Origin of the sequence: Streptomyces sp. HNM0645 (assembly GCF_030056615.1) — a bacterium.
In the GTDB taxonomy this organism is placed as follows: domain Bacteria; phylum Actinomycetota; class Actinomycetes; order Streptomycetales; family Streptomycetaceae; genus Streptomyces; species Streptomyces marianii.
On the sequence record NZ_JASHLT010000001.1, the window covers coordinates 50,152 to 66,577 of the forward strand.

At 73.2% G+C, this 16,426-nt stretch carries 14 protein-coding genes and 1 pseudogene; 9 read left to right on the plus strand and 6 right to left on the minus strand.

Annotated elements, in window-relative coordinates:
- The first annotated feature begins 83 nt into the window (after window positions 1–83).
- Window positions 84–659: a TetR/AcrR family transcriptional regulator gene (locus QMZ92_RS00230; protein ID WP_283295149.1), complete on the plus strand. Its 576-nt coding sequence runs from the start codon at window positions 84–86 to the stop codon at window positions 657–659.
- 135 nt (window positions 660–794) lie between these two features.
- Here QMZ92_RS00230 and QMZ92_RS00235 read toward each other — a convergent pair whose 3' ends face one another.
- Window positions 795–1,601, minus strand: a complete 807-nt coding sequence (locus tag QMZ92_RS00235) for an IclR family transcriptional regulator (RefSeq protein ID WP_283295150.1) — start codon at window positions 1,599–1,601, stop codon at window positions 795–797.
- Window positions 1,602–1,935: 334 nt separating this feature from the next.
- On the opposite strand from QMZ92_RS00235, the gene allB reads away from it, so the two are divergent.
- Window positions 1,936–3,288, plus strand: coding sequence for an allantoinase AllB (allB, locus tag QMZ92_RS00240; protein WP_283295151.1), 1,353 nt, complete (start codon window positions 1,936–1,938; stop codon window positions 3,286–3,288).
- A 4-nt stretch (window positions 3,289–3,292) separates the two neighbouring features.
- On the plus strand, window positions 3,293–4,414 hold the full coding sequence (gene alc / locus QMZ92_RS00245; protein ID WP_283295152.1) for an allantoicase: 1,122 nt from the start codon (window positions 3,293–3,295) through the stop codon (window positions 4,412–4,414).
- A gap of 158 nt (window positions 4,415–4,572) precedes the next feature.
- Here the strand turns inward: alc and QMZ92_RS00250 are convergent, their stop codons facing one another.
- A complete protein-coding gene (locus QMZ92_RS00250; protein WP_283295153.1) occupies window positions 4,573–5,763 on the minus strand; it encodes a DUF418 domain-containing protein in 1,191 nt (396 codons plus the stop codon).
- A 225-nt stretch (window positions 5,764–5,988) separates the two neighbouring features.
- On the opposite strand from QMZ92_RS00250, the gene QMZ92_RS00255 reads away from it, so the two are divergent.
- Both QMZ92_RS00255 and QMZ92_RS00260 read left to right on the plus strand, forming a co-directional pair.
- Window positions 5,989–6,795: a MerR family transcriptional regulator gene (locus QMZ92_RS00255; protein ID WP_283295154.1), complete on the plus strand. Its 807-nt coding sequence runs from the start codon at window positions 5,989–5,991 to the stop codon at window positions 6,793–6,795.
- On the plus strand, window positions 6,792–7,781 hold the full coding sequence (locus tag QMZ92_RS00260) for a BtrH N-terminal domain-containing protein (protein ID WP_283295155.1): 990 nt from the start codon (window positions 6,792–6,794) through the stop codon (window positions 7,779–7,781). Before QMZ92_RS00255 ends, QMZ92_RS00260 begins: the two co-directional genes overlap by 4 nt.
- 135 nt (window positions 7,782–7,916) lie before the next feature.
- Here the strand turns inward: QMZ92_RS00260 and QMZ92_RS00265 are convergent, their stop codons facing one another.
- Entirely contained in the window at window positions 7,917–9,473 is a 1,557-nt protein-coding gene (locus tag QMZ92_RS00265; RefSeq protein ID WP_283295156.1) for a glycerol-3-phosphate dehydrogenase/oxidase, read from the minus strand.
- On the minus strand, window positions 9,470–10,069 hold the full coding sequence (locus QMZ92_RS00270; protein WP_283295157.1) for a TetR/AcrR family transcriptional regulator: 600 nt from the start codon (window positions 10,067–10,069) through the stop codon (window positions 9,470–9,472). The genes QMZ92_RS00265 and QMZ92_RS00270 overlap by 4 nt, the downstream gene beginning before the upstream one ends.
- A 73-nt stretch (window positions 10,070–10,142) precedes the next feature.
- Here QMZ92_RS00270 and QMZ92_RS00275 point away from each other — a divergent pair, with 73 nt between their 5' ends.
- On the plus strand, window positions 10,143–11,738 hold the full coding sequence (locus tag QMZ92_RS00275) for an FAD-binding oxidoreductase (protein ID WP_283295158.1): 1,596 nt from the start codon (window positions 10,143–10,145) through the stop codon (window positions 11,736–11,738).
- 28 nt (window positions 11,739–11,766) lie between these two features.
- Window positions 11,767–12,648, plus strand: a complete 882-nt coding sequence (locus QMZ92_RS00280; RefSeq protein ID WP_283295159.1) for a YegS/Rv2252/BmrU family lipid kinase — start codon at window positions 11,767–11,769, stop codon at window positions 12,646–12,648.
- A 75-nt stretch (window positions 12,649–12,723) separates the two neighbouring features.
- On the opposite strand, the gene QMZ92_RS00285 is transcribed toward QMZ92_RS00280, so the two are convergent.
- Window positions 12,724–13,986 (minus strand): saccharopine dehydrogenase family protein, encoded by a 1,263-nt coding sequence (locus QMZ92_RS00285; protein WP_283295160.1) that lies wholly within the window; start codon window positions 13,984–13,986, stop codon window positions 12,724–12,726.
- Between the two features lie 139 nt (window positions 13,987–14,125).
- On the opposite strand from QMZ92_RS00285, the gene QMZ92_RS00290 reads away from it, so the two are divergent.
- Entirely contained in the window at window positions 14,126–14,821 is a 696-nt protein-coding gene (locus tag QMZ92_RS00290; protein WP_283295161.1) for a TetR/AcrR family transcriptional regulator, read from the plus strand.
- A gap of 83 nt (window positions 14,822–14,904) precedes the next feature.
- A pseudogene (locus QMZ92_RS36240) lies at window positions 14,905–15,362 on the plus strand (cytochrome P450); the annotation flags it as partial.
- A gap of 31 nt (window positions 15,363–15,393) precedes the next feature.
- Here the strand turns inward: QMZ92_RS36240 and QMZ92_RS00300 are convergent.
- Window positions 15,394–16,398: a Gfo/Idh/MocA family protein gene (locus QMZ92_RS00300; protein ID WP_283295162.1), complete on the minus strand. Its 1,005-nt coding sequence runs from the start codon at window positions 16,396–16,398 to the stop codon at window positions 15,394–15,396.
- Window positions 16,399–16,426: the final 28 nt, after the last annotated feature.

Below are 16,426 nucleotides of genomic sequence, written 5' to 3' on the forward strand. Positions count from 1 at the left end.
TCGCGTCGGGCAGCGCTCGCCACAGCACGTAGTACTCTGACTGAAGTGGTCTGAAGCGATGCTGTGGACGGAGCGGTGGGCCGATGGTGAGGCGGAACGACCAGAGGCGTGCGGCCCTCGTCGACGCCGCGATCGAGGTGCTGGCCAGGGAAGGCGCGCGAGGTCTGACGTTCCGCGCGGTGGACGGCGAGGCCGCCGTCCCCGCGGGCACCGCGTCCAACTACTTCGCCAGCCGTGACGAGCTGCTCACGCAGGCCGGAGCCCGGGTCTACGAGCGGCTCCAGCCCGACGAGGCCACGATCGCCCGCCAGCGGACGGCCGGGCGCGACCGGGAGACCTACGCGGAGCTGATGCGCGAACTCGTCGGCCGCGTCGCCGCCTTCCGTACCGGCTACCTGGCGCTGCTCGAACTCCGTCTGGAGGCCACCCGCCGGCCCGCGCTGCGCGAGGTCCTCACCGAGCGGGTCCGGGCCGATGTCGACGCCAACATCGCCTACCACGAGGCCTCGGGCCTCCCTGGCGACGCGATGGCGGTGAAGCTGCTGATCCTCGCTCTGAACTGGCTGATCGTCGAGCAGCTCACCCTGCCGGACGTCTTCACGGAGGCGGAGCGGGAGCGACTGGTGACGGCCGCGGTCGAGCGCATCGTGGCGGAGTAGGAGGAGCTGGCAGGCCCGGCGCGGGCGCGTGCGGCGGTTGCTCGTGTGCGGCACTCGCCACCGCGGCTTCTGCCGGTGCGGGCCGGTGGTCGCGTGCGGTGTCTGCTCCCGTGCCGCCGTGGTCGGGTGCGGTCGCTACTCCCGTGGTGCCGACGTGTTCGCCAGGGCCTCCGAGAGTTCCTTCGCCACCGTCTGGAGGACGGGGACGATCTTCTCCGTCGCGGCCTCCGTCACCCGGCCCGCCGGGCCGGAGATGGAGATCGCCGTGGCCGTGGGGGAGTCGGGTACCGGGACGGCGAGGCAGCGCACCCCGATCTCCTGCTCGTTGTCGTCGACGGCGTAGCCCGCACGGCGGACCTGCTGCAGCGCCTCCAGGAAGCCCTCGGGCGTGGTGATGGTCTTCTCCGTCGCCGCCGGCATGCCGGTGCGGGCGAGCAGCGCCCGTACCTCGTCCGCCGGGAAGTGGGCGAGCAGCGCCTTGCCCACGCCGGTCGAGTGCGGCAGCACCCGGCGCCCGACCTCGGTGAACATCCGCATCGAGTGCTTGGACGGCACCTGCGCCACGTAGACGATCTGGTCACCGTCGAGCAGCGCCATGTTCGCGGTCTCGCCGGTCTCCTCGACGAGGCGGGCGAGGTACGGGCGGGCCCAGGTGCCGAGCAGCCGGGACGCGCTCTCGCCGAGGCGGATCAGGCGGGGGCCGAGGGCGTAGCGGCGGTTCGGCTGCTGGCGGACGTAGCCGCAGGCGACCAGGGTGCGCATGAGCCGGTGGATCGTGGGCAGCGGGAGCCCGCTGCTCGCGGAGAGTTCGCTCAGCCCGACCTCGCCCCCGGCATCGGCCATCCGCTCGAGCAGGTCGAAGGCGCGCTCGAGGGACTGCACACCGCCGCTGTTCGCGGCGGGCTTTGCGGCGTCGGTGGTGCTGGCGCTGGACGTCGGCACGTCAACGGTCCTTTCAGGCGGGCGGGCAAGGCAGCAGCCTACCGGGCGGTGCTGTGGCGCACACCGCCCGCGCGGGGGCGTCGATGCGGGTCAGGGCGCGTTTGTCCGTGTGTGGCCGGTCATCCCCGATGGTCCCGCGGTGTTGCCTGTGTGCATAACTACGTTCTGCTTGCCGAAATTATAGTTCCACTTTGTGGAAACCTCTGATCGTTGTGAACCCACTCGGGAGGATCCCGGGAGGTCTTGACTGTCCGGGGGTGGAGGGGAAGACTCCTTCAACAGTTCGTTGAATTTCGCTGTGCGGAAGTACCGCGGTACGGAAGTGAGGGGCAGGGTGTCCGACACGCACGTCAAGGACGTGGATCTGGTGCTGCGCTCGACACGGGTCGTCACCCCCGGCGGCACGCGGCCCGCGTCGATCGCCGTCGCCGCCGGAAGGATCGAGGCGGTGCTTCCGTACGACGCCGAGACGCCGCCCGGCGCCCGGCTCGAGGACGTCGGCGACCACGTCGTCCTGCCCGGGCTCGTCGACACCCACGTCCACGTCAACGATCCCGGCCGCACCGAGTGGGAGGGCTTCTGGACCGCCACCCGCGCGGCCGCCGCGGGCGGCATCACCACGCTGCTGGACATGCCGCTGAACTCCCTCCCGCCCACGACCACGGTCGGCAACCTGCGCGTCAAGCAGGACGTGGCGCGGCCCAAGGCGCATGTGGACACCGGGTTCTGGGGTGGGGCGCTCCCCGGCAACGTCGAGGACCTCCGGCCGCTGTACGACGCCGGCGTCTTCGGCTTCAAGTGCTTCCTGTCGCCGTCCGGCGTCGAGGAGTTCCCCGAGCTCGACCAGGAGCAGCTCGCCCGCTCCCTGGCCGAGATCGCCGGCTTCGGCGGACTGCTGATCGTGCACGCCGAGGACCCGCACCGGCTGGCCGCCGCCCCGCAGCGGCCGGGCCCCCGGTACGCCGACTTCCTCGCCTCCCGCCCGCGCGACGCGGAGAACACGGCGATCGCGAACCTCGTCGCCCAGGCCCGGCGCCTGGACGCCAGGGTGCACGTGCTGCACCTGTCCTCCGGCGACGCGCTGCCGCTGATCGCCGCCGCCAAGGCCGAGGGCGTGCGGATCACCGTCGAGTCCTGCCCGCACTTCCTCACCCTCACCGCCGAGGAGGTCCCCGACGGCGCCACCGAGTTCAAGTGCTGCCCGCCGATCCGCGAGGCGCGGAACCAGGACGTGCTCTGGCAGGGGCTCGCCGACGGCACGATCGACTGCGTCGTCTCCGACCACTCGCCGTGCACCGGCGACCTGAAGACCCCGGACTTCGCCTCCGCCTGGGGCGGGATCTCCTCGCTCCAGCTGGGGCTGCCCGCGATGTGGACCGAGGCCCGCAGGCGCGGCCACACCCTGGAGGACGTCGCCCGCTGGATGTCGGCCGCCCCGGCGGAGCTCGCCGGCCTCACGCAGAAGGGGGCCGTCGAGGCCGGACGCGACGCCGACTTCGCCGTACTCGCCCCCGACGAGACCTTCACCGTCGACCCCGCCGAACTCCACCACCGCAACCGGGTCACCGCCTACGCGGGCAGGACCCTGCACGGTGTCGTCAAGTCGACATGGCTGCGCGGCACGCGGATCGTGGAGAACGGCACCGTCGCCGAGCCCACCGGCCGGCTGCTCGAAAGGAACGACTGACACCGTGGCGATACCGTCCTTCACCGGCAACGCGCACCCGTACGGGGGCGGCGACCCGTACGCCGACTACCGCACCGCGGACTTCCCGTTCACCGGTCTCGCGAACCTCGCCGACCGCCGGCTCGGGGCGGGTGTGATCGCCGCGAACGACGAGTTCTTCGCCCAGCGGGAGAACCTGCTGGTGCCCGAGCCCGCCGAGTTCGACCCCGAGCACTTCGGCCACAAGGGCAAGATCATGGACGGCTGGGAGACACGGCGCCGCCGCGGTGTCTCGGCCGAGCAGCCCTGGCCGACGCCCGACGCCCACGACTGGGCGCTGATCCGCCTCGGCGCGCCCGGCGTGATCCGCGGCATCGTCGTCGACACCGCGCACTTCCGCGGCAACATGCCGCAGGCCGTGTCCGTCGAGGGCACCACCTGGGAAGGGGCCGAGGGCGCGCCCACCCCGGAGGAACTGCTCTCCGAGGGCGTGAAGTGGACGACCCTCGTGCCCCGTACCCCCGTGGGCGGTCACGCCGCCAACGGCTTCGAGGTCACCGCCGAGCAGCGCTTCACGCATCTGCGCGTCAACCAGCACCCCGACGGCGGTATCGCACGGCTGCGCGTGTACGGGGAGGTCGTCCCGGACCCGAAGTGGCTCGCCACGCTCGGCACGTTCGACGTCGTGGCGCTGGAGAACGGCGGTGCCGTGCAGGACGCCTCGAACCGCTTCTACTCGCCGCCCGCCAACACCATCACCCCGGGCCGCTCCCGCAAGATGGACGACGGCTGGGAGACCGCGCGCCGCCGCGACCGGGGCAACGACTGGATCCGGTACCGGCTGGTGGCCGAGTCCGAGATCCGCGCCGTCGAGATCGACACCGCGTACCTCAAGGGCAACTCCGCCGGCTGGGCCGCCCTGTCCGTCAGGACGGGCGAGGACGGCGAGTGGACCGAGTTCCTGCCGCGCACCCGTCTCCAGCCCGACACCAACCACCGCTTCGTGCTCGACGCTCCGGCGGTCGGCACGCACGTCCGCATCGACATCTTCCCGGACGGGGGCTTCTCCCGGCTGCGGCTCCTCGGCTCGCTCACCGAGCAGGGTTCGGCGGCGCTGGCGGCCCGGCACCGGGAGCTCGGCGGCTGACGGAGCCCTTCCCGGCGGGCGGCCGCGGCATCGGCCCGCCCGGGACGCACCGGTTCCGACGGCACCGGTGCGTCCCGCCCCCGCCCCCGGTGCCCGGCCCGCGGTCCGCGGTGACGCCGCGGTCCGCGCCGTCCGCCGATGCCCGCGGTGCGCGGCTCTCAGCGCCGCAGGATCCGGCTCTGCACGGATTCCAGCGGCCCCTTGGAGAACCGCCGCAGCCACACCGCGGAGCCCACCATCAGCACCGCGCACACCGCCGCCCACAGTCCCATCACCCACCAGGGCCGGCCCGACTCGCCGAGCCGTTCCGCGAGGCCGAGACCGATGCCGTACGAGACGAGCACGCACAGGACGTTCTGCAGCACGTAGGCCGACAGGGCCGTCCGCCCGACCGAGGCGAGCCCCTTCGTGAACCAGCCCTTGCGGCGGACCCGGTCCACGACGGTGCCGATCAGGCCGATGTAGCCGACCGCCACCAGGGGGGCGGCGCAGTAGCGCTCGAGCAGGAAGCCGTCGGGTACGGCGAATACGGACAGGCCGGTCAGCGGTACGCCGAGTCCCAGGCCCCAGCCGAGCATCCGGGTGCGTATGCGCCGGCCGGCCGCGTCGGCGCCGAACGCCCCCGCCCGGTACAGCCGTACGCCCAGCAGGAACAGGAAGACCAGGAGACCGAACGTCAGCACCGGCTCCAGACGCAGGGCGACCGCGTTTTCCAGGCGGAACGCGATCTGGTCCGCGTAACCACCGTGCGCGTACAGGTCGACGACCTCGCGGGAGACCTCCCCGCCGGACCCCGCGCCGCCGTCGTCCCCGAGTGCGGTCAGGGCCGCCGTCAGCCCGCCCATCAGCAGCAGGTGCAGACCGCCCGCCCACCACATCACCCGGCGGCGGGCCCGGTCGGAGCGGGTCAGCAGCCAGGCGACGAGCAGCGCCGTGACCGCGTATCCCATGAGGACGTCCCACGCGAAGACCAGGACGAAGTGGACGGTGCCCTCGGCGAGGAGGAACAGCGCCCGTCCCCGGTACGTGCCCGGCCAGGGCAGCCCGCGCCGTGCGGCGGAGTCGAACTGGATGGCGAGTCCGGCACCGAAGAGCATCGTCAGCATGGCCAGGAACTTGCCGTCGGCGACGAGCCGGAAGAGGGTCTCGGCGCCGTCGGGCAGGGACGTGAACCCCGGCGTGTCCCCGGCGCCCGTGAGGCTCCCCCATTCCGCGCCGGGCGCCGTGAAGATCCACACGTTGGTCATCAGCGTGCCGAGGATCGCGGTTCCGCGGAGTACGTCGAGCAGGGCCAGCCGGCCGCCCGAGGCGCCCGGCGCGCCGACCGGGGTGGACAGAGTCTTGGTCATGTCCTCATCGTCCGCGCCGTCACGCGGCGGTTCGTCATGGCGGATGACGAATCCCCCCTACACCGAAGGATGTAGAGGCGGTGGTGCCGGCTACGCCCCGGGCGCCCGCGACCCGGGTGCGGCGCGTCCGGGCTCGCCGCCCCCGGTGAGGTACGCGGACCCGGCCGGACCGTTCATCGACTCAGCGCTGGACTCTCCCACCGTGGGAGAGTCCACCATGATGGCGTGCGAGACGAACTCCTCACCATCGGGCGCTTCGCCCGCCTGTGCCGCCTCAGCGTGAAGCAGTTGCGGCACTACGACGACATGGGGCTGCTGGCTCCCATCCGGGTGGACGCCGGCTCCGGCTACCGCCATTACGCACCGGAACAGGTGCGTGATGCCCTGACCATCGCCCTGCTGCGCGAGATGGATCTTCCCCTGGCCGTGATCGCCCAGGTACTGGCTGCCGGGCCCGAGCGCAGGTCAGGGATCCTGCGCGCTGAGCGGGATCGGCTGGCCGAGCGGATCAGCAGGGACCAGGTCCGGCTGGAGATGCTGGAGCGGTTGGCGGAGGGCGGTCTGCCCGGCTACGAGGTGATCCTGGCCAGAGAGCCGGAGCGACGGCTGGCGGTGGTGCGGGCGGTCTGCACCCCCGCGGAGATCGGAACCAGGGTCGGGGAGTGCGTAGGTCGACTACCGCCCACGCTCGGCGAGACGGGAATCGCATGGGAGCCGCCGCTGTGGGGGCTGTACCCGCTGGACCTGGAAGAGCGGATGGAGATCGCCGTCGGAGTGCAGACCTCAGAGGGGGAAGGCGCGCCCGGCTTGGAGTTCGAGGTGCTGCCCGGCGGACTCGTCGTCGAGACCAGGCACATCGGTCCCCACGCGCAACTTCCCTTGGCCTACAACGCGCTCTTCGCGGCCCTCCACGAGCGTGGACTGCGCCCGCAGGCACCCGTACGCGAGGCGTATCTCGTCGGACCGGCGGAGGCGCCACAAGAAGAACTGCTGACCCGACTGATCGTCCCCGTCCAGGAGAGCGCGGCATGACCACGGTGTCAGACATCGACGCCCGCGGTACGCAGCACTGCGAGACGACAGCCCTGGGGGTGCTGCTGCGGCACCAGGGGCTCGATCTGTCCGAGCCCATGCTGTTCGGCCTCGGCTCCGGTCTGTCCTTCGTCTACTGGGACGGCAAGAACATGGGCTTTCCCTTCCTCGGGGGACGGGTCAGGCCCCTCGGCCTCACCAGGACCTTGGCCACCGGGCTCGGGCTGGAACTCCTGGTCCAGGAGACCACCTCTCCGCGCAGGGCATGGCGCAACGTGGCGGCCTCCATCGACGCAGGCCACCCCGTCGGACTCCAGCTCGACAGCTACTACCTGGACTACTTCGACTCACAGGTCCACTTCGGCGGCCACGTGGTCGCCATGTACGGCTACGACGACCACAACGCGTACCTGGTGGACACCGACCAGCAAGGCGGAGCCGTCTCCACCAATCTGACCAGCCTCGCCCAGGCCAGGGCCGCGCGCGGCCCGATGACCGCCAAGCACCGGTCCTTCACTCTCACCGCTCCAGGAAACCCGCCCGCCCCACACGGGCACATCGTCCCCGCCATCACCGCATGCGCCGACGCCTTCCTCAACCCGCCCATCGCCAACCTCGGTCACCGCGGCATCGAGAAGGCCGGCAAGCTGGTACGCACATGGCTCCAGCGCACCGACAACCCACAGCGGGACCTGCCGCGGGCCGCCCTGTTGATGGAGAAGGCCGGCACCGGTGGCGCCCTGTTCCGCAACCTCTACCGCGACTTCCTCGCCGAATGCACCGATCTGCTCGACAGCAGCCACCTGCGCACCGGCCACACGCTGTACACCGAGGCGGCCGTCCTGTGGACGGAAGTAGCAGCGCTGATCAAGCGGGCTGGTGAATCGGGCGATGCGCAGTGCCTCGTCCAGGCCGGCTCGGTCCTCGGCGATCTCTCACGTATGGAGCGCGAAGCCATGCAGGCACTGAGCCGCCTGGGGAAATGAGACCCCAAGCATGATCCAGCCCTGACACCCGTCAAGGAACCTTCGTCGGTTGAAGACCGCCGGGCAGGCGGCCCACCGCCGGACCACTCCGGCGGTCCGGCCGCCCCGACCGCTCCGGCGGGAGGGGGCGGCCGTTCAGCAGACCCGGGGCGTCAGTGCCGCTCGCGCGGCCTCCAGCGCGGTCTCCCGGTCGTGCGGCACCAGGCCGATCCGGGTGCGGCGGTCGAGGAGGTCGGACTCGTCCAGGGCACCCTCGTGCCGTACGGCCCACAGGAGTTCGGCACCGGTGACGGGATGGCCGGGGACGACGGGCCGGGCCAGCTCGGGGTCGGCGAGGCCGAGGGCGTGGACGGCCGGGGCCTCGGTCCCGTAGCGGCGGACCAGCCGGCGGGGCGCCTCCAGTGCGGCGAGCGCGTCCGGACGGGCGGCGCCGACCAGCGGCAGCGAGGCCGTGCGGCACCCGCCGGCCGGCAGCGCGCGTGCCGTGACCGCGGCGTCCACCGCGTCCTCGGCCATCCGCCGGTAGGTGGTGAGCTTGCCGCCGACAACGGTGATCACACCGTCCCCCGAGGTGAGGACGGCGTGCCTGCGCGAGATGTCCGCGGTACGTCCCGGACCTCCGGCGCCGGAGGTGTCCAGCAGCGGGCGCAGCCCGGCGAAGGCCCCGACCACGTCCGCACGGTCCACGGCCACGTCGAGCGCGGAACCGAGGACGTCGAGGAGGAAGCCGACATCGGTCTCGGGCACCTCCGGCACGTCGGGTACGTCGCCGTCGACCGGCTCGTCGGTCAGTCCCACGTAGACCCGGCCGTCGCCCTGGGGCAGGACGAGGACGAAGCGGTTGGTCTCGCCGGGGACCGGGATGTGCAGACCGGCCGACAGACCGCCGAGGACCTCGGAGCGGAGCACCAGATGGGTGCCCCGGGAGGGCCGCAGCCGTACGTCGTCGACGAGTCCGCCCGCCCAGACGCCGGTGGCGTTGATCACCGTACGGGCCCGGATCTGCAGTTCCTCGCCGGTCAGTTCGTCGCGCACGGCCGCGCCCCAGCCGCCGAGGGAGAGCGCGCGCACCCGGGTGAGGATCCGGGCGCCGTGCGCGGCCGCGGTCCTGGCGACGGCGGTCACGAGCCGGGCGTCGTCGGTGAGCCGGCCGTCCCAGGACAGCAGCCCGCCGCGCAGTCCGGTAGGGCGCAGCGCGGGCGCCATGTGGCGGGTCTCCACCGCGGACAGCGTGCGTGGCGCGGGCAGGGTCGTCCGCGAGGTGCGGGCGGAGACCCGCAGCAGGTCGCCGGCCAGGAAGCCGGCCCGGGCCAGCGCGGCCTGGGCGCGCGGGACCAGCGGCGTCAGCGGGAGGACGAACGGCTGGGCGTGCACCAGATGCGGGGCGGTGCGCTCCATGAGGATGCCGCGTTCGACGGCGCTCTCGTGGGCGACGTCCAGCTGCGCGCTCGCCAGGTAGCGCAGTCCGCCGTGGATGAGCTTGGAGCTCCACCGGGAGGTGCCGAAGGCGAGGTCGTGGGCGTCGATCGCGGCGACCGACAGTCCCCGCGCGGCGGCGTCGAGGGCGGCGCCGGCGCCCGTCGCGCCGAGGCCGACGACGAGTACGTCGACCTCGGCACCGTCGGCGAGTGCGGCGAGCTCCCGCGCGCGGCGCGCCGCGTTCAGGGAGGAGGCGGGACTCGGAGTGCTCATGGCGTGAGGGTCCTCTCCAGAAGGGTCCGCAGCTCTTCGAGGAAGGCCGCGTCGGTGAGCTCGGGGTCGTCCGGTTCGGTCATCGTGCGCAGCGACATGGCGAAGGACTGCACGACCAGCAGCAGCGACCGGGCCTGCAGGTCGGGGTGCAGTTGCCGGACGGACCCGTCGGCGTGGCCCTCCGCGAGGGCGCCGGCGATCAGTCCGAGGAGCGCGTCCTGGCTGGCGCCGCGGCGGTCGAGCACGTACGGCAGCAGCAGTTCCGGATCGACGTCGACGATCTTGTGGAACAGCGGGTGCGCGCGGAAGGCCGCGACCCCGCCGACGAGTCCGTCGACCAGCCGGGTCCGGGTCGGGCCGACCGGGTCGGCCGGGGGCATGGCGCCCACGGCGAGCGCGATCCACTCCCGGGTCATCAGATCGCCGACGAGTGTCCGCACGTCGGGCCAGCGGCGGTACAGGGTCATGCGTGACACACCGGCGCGCCGGGCCACGTCGGTCAGGGTGGTCCGGCGTACGCCGACGGCCAGGATGCAATCGCGTGCCGCGTCGAGCACGGCATCTCCGTCCGCATGGTTGTGACGAATGGGCGTCATCTGTCACAGTGTAATGCCAGTGCAGGCCGCGCGGCACCGCGCCTCGCGAAACCGACGGTGAAGGGCAGACGAAGTGGACATGTTGTGGAGCGGCTGGGGCGACCCGGCCAAGGCGGCCCCGCTGCCCGACTCGGTGATCGGCCTGCTGCGCGATCTGCTCGGCGTCACCCCCCGCGAGAGCGGCCCCGCAGGCCTCGGCGACATCTCCGTCCCGGACTCCGCGCTGACCGGGGCCGCCCGCGAGGCGCTCACCGCCGCCGTCGGCGACACCGCGCACGTACGCACCGACGCGGAGACCCGGATCCGCCACACCCGCGGCAAGTCCACCCCGGACCTCCTGCGGATCCGCGCCGGAGAGGTGGACGACGTCCCCGCGGCCGTCGTGCTGCCCGCGAGCCACGACGAGGTGCTGGCCGTGCTGCGGGCCTGTGCCGGACACGGCCTGGCCGTCGTGCCGTTCGGCGGCGGCACCTCCGTCGTCGGCGGTCTCGCCCCCGAGGCCGGGCACGGATTCGTCGCTCTGGACCTGCGTCGGCTCGACGGACTCCTCGCCCTCGACGAGGTCTCCCGCACCGCCGTGCTCCAGCCCGGACTGCGCGCGCCCCACGCCGAGGCCCTGCTCAACGAACGGGGCTTCACCCTGGGCCACTTCCCCCAGTCCTACGAGTGGGCCTCGATCGGCGGCTTCGCCGCCGCCCGCTCCAGCGGCCAGGCCTCCGCCGGCTACGGCCGCTTCGACGAGATGGTCCTCGGCGTCACCGTCGCCACCCCCGAGGGCACCCTGGAGGCCGGCCGCGCCCCCCGCTCGGCCGCCGGCCCGGACCTGCGCCAGTTGGTCCTCGGCTCCGAGGGCGCCCTCGGCGTGATCACCTCGGTCACCGTCCGGATCCGCCCCCTCCCGCAGACCCGGGTCTACGAGGGCTGGCGCTTCGCCTCCTTCGAGGCGGGCGCCGCCGCGCTCCGCAGGCTCGCCCAGGACGGCCCCCGCCCGACCGTGCTCCGGCTGTCCGACGAGACGGAGTCCTTCATCGGACTCGCCCAGCCCGACCGGATCGGCGGCGAGGGCGCCCCGCAGCCCGCCGGGTGCATGGCGATCGCCGGGTACGAGGGCACCGCCGAGGACACCGCCGACCGACGCGCCCGCGCCCGCGAGGTCCTTCTCGCCTGCGGCGGCGAGTTCGCCGGCGAGGAGCCGGGCGAGCGCTGGGCGCACGGCCGCTACAACGCGCCGTACCTGCGCGACGCGCTCCTCGACGCCGGCGCCTTCGCCGAGACCCTGGAGACCGCCGCCTTCTGGTCGGCCCTGCCCGGCCTCTACGACGCGGTGCGCCGGGCACTCACGGACGCCCTCACCGAGGCAGGCACCCCGCCGCTGGTCATGTGCCACATCTCGCACGTGTACGAGAACGGCGCCTCGCTCTACTTCACCGTCGTCTCCGCACAGGGCGAGGACCCCGTGGCCCACTGGGCGCCGGTGAAGCGGGCGGCCAACGACGCGATCCTGGCGGCCGGCGGCACCATCAGCCATCATCACGGCGTCGGCACCGACCACCGCGACTGGTTCACGCGGGAGATCGGCCCCGTCGGTGTCCGCGTTCTCCAGGCCGTCAAGGCCGAGCTCGACCCCTCCGGGATCCTCAACCCCGGTGTGCTCATCCCCGTCCGCTGACCGGCCCCTGCCTTCCGGAGGCGCATTCATGCGACAGTTCACCGCCGTCGTCAACCCCACCGCGGGCGGCTCCAGCGGTACGGCGGCCCTGCTTCCGCTGGCCCGCCTCCTGAGGGAGGCCGGAGCCGGGCTCGACACCCAGTACAGCCGCAACCTGGAACACGCCCAGGAGGTGGCCCGGGAAGCCGGACGCAAGGGGCACGTCGTGCTCGCCGTCGGCGGCGACGGCATGGCGGGCGGCGTCGGAGGCGCCCTCAGCGGCACCGACACGGTCCTCGGTCTCGTACCCGCCGGGCGCGGCAACGACTTCGCCCGGGCGTTGGGCCTGCCCACCGACGCCGCCGCCCTCGCCGCCGTACTGCTCGACGGATCACCCCGGGCGGTCGACACCATCCGGGTCGAGTCGTCGGTCCACGCCGGGGTGTCCGTCCTCGGCAGCGTCTACGCGGGTGTCGACGCCGTCGCCAACCGGCACGCCAACACCTCGAGGCTGCTGCGCGGAGCGGCCTCCTACTACGCGGGCGGGCTGCGGGCCGTGGCCGCGTGGCAGCCCGCCGAGTACCGCATCACCGTGGACGGGTCGCTCCACGAGGTGCGCGGCTACACCGTCGTCGCGGCCAACTCCGGCTACTACGGCTTCGGCCGCAACATCGCCCCCGGGGCCAGCCTCGACGACGGCGTGCTCGACGTCGTCGTCATCCGGCACGCACCCAAGCGGCTGTTCTTCGCGATGATGAACGAGCTCAAGACGGGAGTGCACCTGGAGCGCCCCGAGGTGGAGGTGCTGCGCGGCAAGGAGATCCGCATCGAGGCCGACCGCGGGCTCCCGTACGGCGCGGACGGCGAGGTCGACGCGACGCTGCCGGTGACGGTGCGGGTGCAGCCGGGCGCGCTGAACGTGCTCGCCTGAGCCGGAGAGCGGCGCGGCCGGTGCCCTGTGGCCCGGCAGCACCGCTCTCCCGCCGCCCGCCGCCCGCGGCGACGGTCACTGCTCGCGCATGCCCCAGGGGGAGCCGTAGTCCTCCAGCAGATCCAGGAAGGGGCGCGCCTCGAAGGCCTCGGGGCCCAGGATGCCCGTTCCGGACCACGCCCCCGTCGCCAGCAGTTCCAGGGCGACGACCGGGTTGACCGCCGTCTGCCACACCACGGCCTGGCTGCCGTACTCCTTCATCGACCACTCGTTGTCGACGACGTGGTACAGGTACACCTCGCGCGGCCGCCCGTCCTTGACGCCCTTCACCCACGTTCCCGCGCACGTCTTGCCCCGCATCCGGTCGCCGAGCGTGGCCGGGTCCGGCAGACAGGCCGCGACGACGTCACGGGGCGACACCTGCACCGGGCCGTCGGCGCTGCGCACGGCGACCGGTTCCGTACGGTCCAGACCGATCTGGTGCAGGACCTGCAGGGTGTTGATGAAGTCGGAGCCGAGGCCGTACTTGAACGTGACGCGGTCGGCGTCGACCCAACGCGGGATGAGCAGCACCTCCTCGTGCTCCACGTTCACGCACTCCACCGGGCCGATCCCCTCGGGGAAGTCGAACACCTCCGGCTCGCTGAACGGCGGTGTGGTGAACCATCCGCGACCGGTCTCGAAGACCACCGGGGGGTTCAGGCACTCCTCGATCGTGGTCCAGATGCTGAACGAGGGCGCGAAGTCGTAGCCGTCCACCGTGAGGTTCGCGCCGTCCCGGACGCCGATCTCCTCGATCGAGTCGAAGAGCTCGTCCGCCGCGTGGCGGGCGAAGACGTCCGACAGGCCGGGCTCCACCCCCATGCCGACGAGGGCGAGCCGGCCGGACTCCGACCAGTCCTCGCCCAGCGAGAACTGCTCGTCGCCGAGCTTCACGCCGCACTCCTCGTACGGCCGCCGCGGATGCGGCCGCGACAGGGACATCGCCATGTCGAGGTAGTTCGCGCCCGCGGCGAGCGAGGCCCGGAAGAGCGGCATGACGAACCGGGGGTCCGTCGCGTTGAGGAGCACGTCGCAGCGCTCCCGCTCCAGGAGCTCCCGGACGGCGGCCTCGTCCGAGGCGTCGATCCGGGCGGCCGTGAACCGGCCGTCGGCGGCCCCGGTGCCGTCGCCCGTCCCGGCGGGCTCGCCGCCCGCCCGTGGGACACCGGCCACGGCGGCCCGGGCCCGGCCCTCGTCGTAGTCCGCAACGACCATGTGCTCGAAGAAATCGCGGCGAGCGGCGATCCGGGTGACTGCTGTCCCCACTCCGCCGGCGCCGACCAGCAAGATGCGCATGACCTCTTCCCTTCCCTCTTCACCAGGAATCTTCCGGGCCCTGATGAAACTCACCGCCCCCTGATAGCGTCAATGGCGTTGGCATAAGCCCGCCCGGCCCGGGCCGGGCGGGCTTCAACCGCGGCGAAGGGGAAGGGCGTTGCCGAAGAAGGTGGTTCCGGAGGGGGCGCGCAGGCGCCGCCGCCCCACGAAGTCCGGTGTGGTCCTTTCGGAGCAACTGATCGTGACGACGGCACTGCGGATGCTGCGCGAGCACGGCGGCGAGGGGCTCACCGCCCGCCGGCTCGGCGCGGCGCTCGGCGCCGACCCGAGCACCCTGTACCGCTACTTCCGCGGCATGGACGAGCTGACCCTCGCCGTCGGCGACGAGCTGATCGGCCGGGCGCTCAGAGGCTGGAGCGCCACCGACGACTGGGCCGCGGACCTGCGTGAGCTGGGGCTGCGCATCCATGCCGCGTACCTGGCCCATCCGCAGGCGGCGGTGCTCACGGCCAGCCGCGTCTCGGGGCGGGCGCACGAGATCGCCGCGGACGAGGCCGTCCTCGGTGTGCTGCACCGCGCGGGCTTCCCGGTGCCCGAGGCCGTCCGGATCTACCACTGCTTCATCGACCAGACGCTCGCCTTCGCCGCGCTGGACGCCGCGGCGCTCGCCCTCCCGGAGGCGGCGCGCCGGGCGGACGAGGCGGTGTGGCAGGCCACGTACGCTCGGCTGCCGGCGCGGACGCACCCGCACATCGCCCGGGCGGCGCGGTACCTCGTCGCCGAGATGAACGTCAGCGCGTATCCGGCGGCGCTGGACATGCTGATCGCGAGCGCGGCGTTGCGCCTCGTGTGAAGGCGCCGGCTGGCACGAGGCGCCGTGCGTCCCGCGGGACCCCGTACACACCGTGGGGGCGGCCTCGTCGGCTGGGGTGATTCTCCAACGGCGTCCGCGCGCTGCTCGGGCATCCGGGCCAACTGGCCGCTGCGCGCCGACTTCGGCCTGCCGGACGGGGGGCGAGGAAATGCTGCGGTAGGACGGCCCGGTGGAGACCGCGACGATGCGGTTCACCACGGAGCCGGCCCGCTACGGCGGCACGGTCGTCCCGAAGGGCGAGCCCGTCCTGGTCGGGCTCGCGGCCGCGGACCGGGATCCCGCCCGCCTCCCCGGGGCCGACCGCTTCGACATCCGCCGCACCGCGACGGCGGGCGGCCCGGGCCATCTGGCATTCGGCCACGGCATCCACTGCCGGGGCGCCCCCCTAGGCCGGCTGGAGGCCGGGATCGCGCTCCGTACGCTGCTGGAACGCTGCCCCGGCCTCGCCGCCGACCCGGCCGGAGCCCCGTTCGACTGGCTCCCCGGCCTGCTGATCCGCGGCGTGCGCCGGCTGCCCGTCACCAGACGACGGGCAGCCCGCGCAGGCGCGCTCACAGCCCCGGGACCTCCTCCAGGCGCACCGGCCGGTGCTCCCGCCGGGACAGCTCGCACGCCTCGGCGACGCGCAGTGCCTCCAGCGCCTCCCGGCCGTCGCACGGGTTGTCCAGCTCGCCGGTGGCGACACGGACGAAGGCGTCCAGTTCGGCCTCGTAGGCGAGGGCGAAGCGCTCCAGGAAGCCCGGCCACGGCTTGTCGGCGGGCGGCGGTCCCTGCGGCTCCGTGGAGGTGATCGGCGTACGGTCGTCCAGGCCGACGGCGACCGTGTCGTCCTCGCCGCACAACTCCATGCGGACGTCGTAGCCGGCGCCGTTGCAGCGCGTGGCCGTGGCCGACGCCAGCGTTCCGTCGTCGAGCGTCAGCACGGCCGCCGCGGTGTCGACGTCGCCCGCCTCGCGGAACATCGCGTGCCCCGCGTCGGAGCCGGTGGCGTACACCTCCACGACCTCCCGTCCGGTGATCCAGCGCAGGATGTCGAAGTCGTGGACCAGGCAGTCCCGGTAGAGTCCGCCGGACAGCGGCAGGTACGCGGCGGGCGGCGGGGCCGGGTCCGCGGTGACGGCCCGTACCGTGTGCAGCCGGCCGAGCCGCCCCGAGCGCACCAGCTCGCGGGCCTTGGCGTACCCGGCGTCGAAGCGCCGCATGAAGCCGAGCTGGAGTTCGGTCCCGGCACCGTCGACCTCGCGCAGCGCCTCCAGGGTTCCCGGCAGGTCCAGCGCTATCGGCTTCTCGCAGAAGGCGGGGAGCCCGGCACGTGCGGCCCGGCCGATCAGATCGGCGTGGGCGGCGGTGGCCGAGGCGATGACGACGGCGTCCACGCCCCACTTGAAGACCTCGTCCACGGAAGGGGCGGCGGTGGCGTCGATCCGGGCCGCGACCTCGCGGGCCCGCTGGGCGTCGGTGTCCGCGACCACCAGGGCGCCGACGTCACGATGACGGCTGAGGACGCCCGCATGGAAGGCGCCGATACGTCCGGTTCCGATGAGTCCGATGCGCATGGCCCAAAGGTGGGGGCCGCCCAAGGGC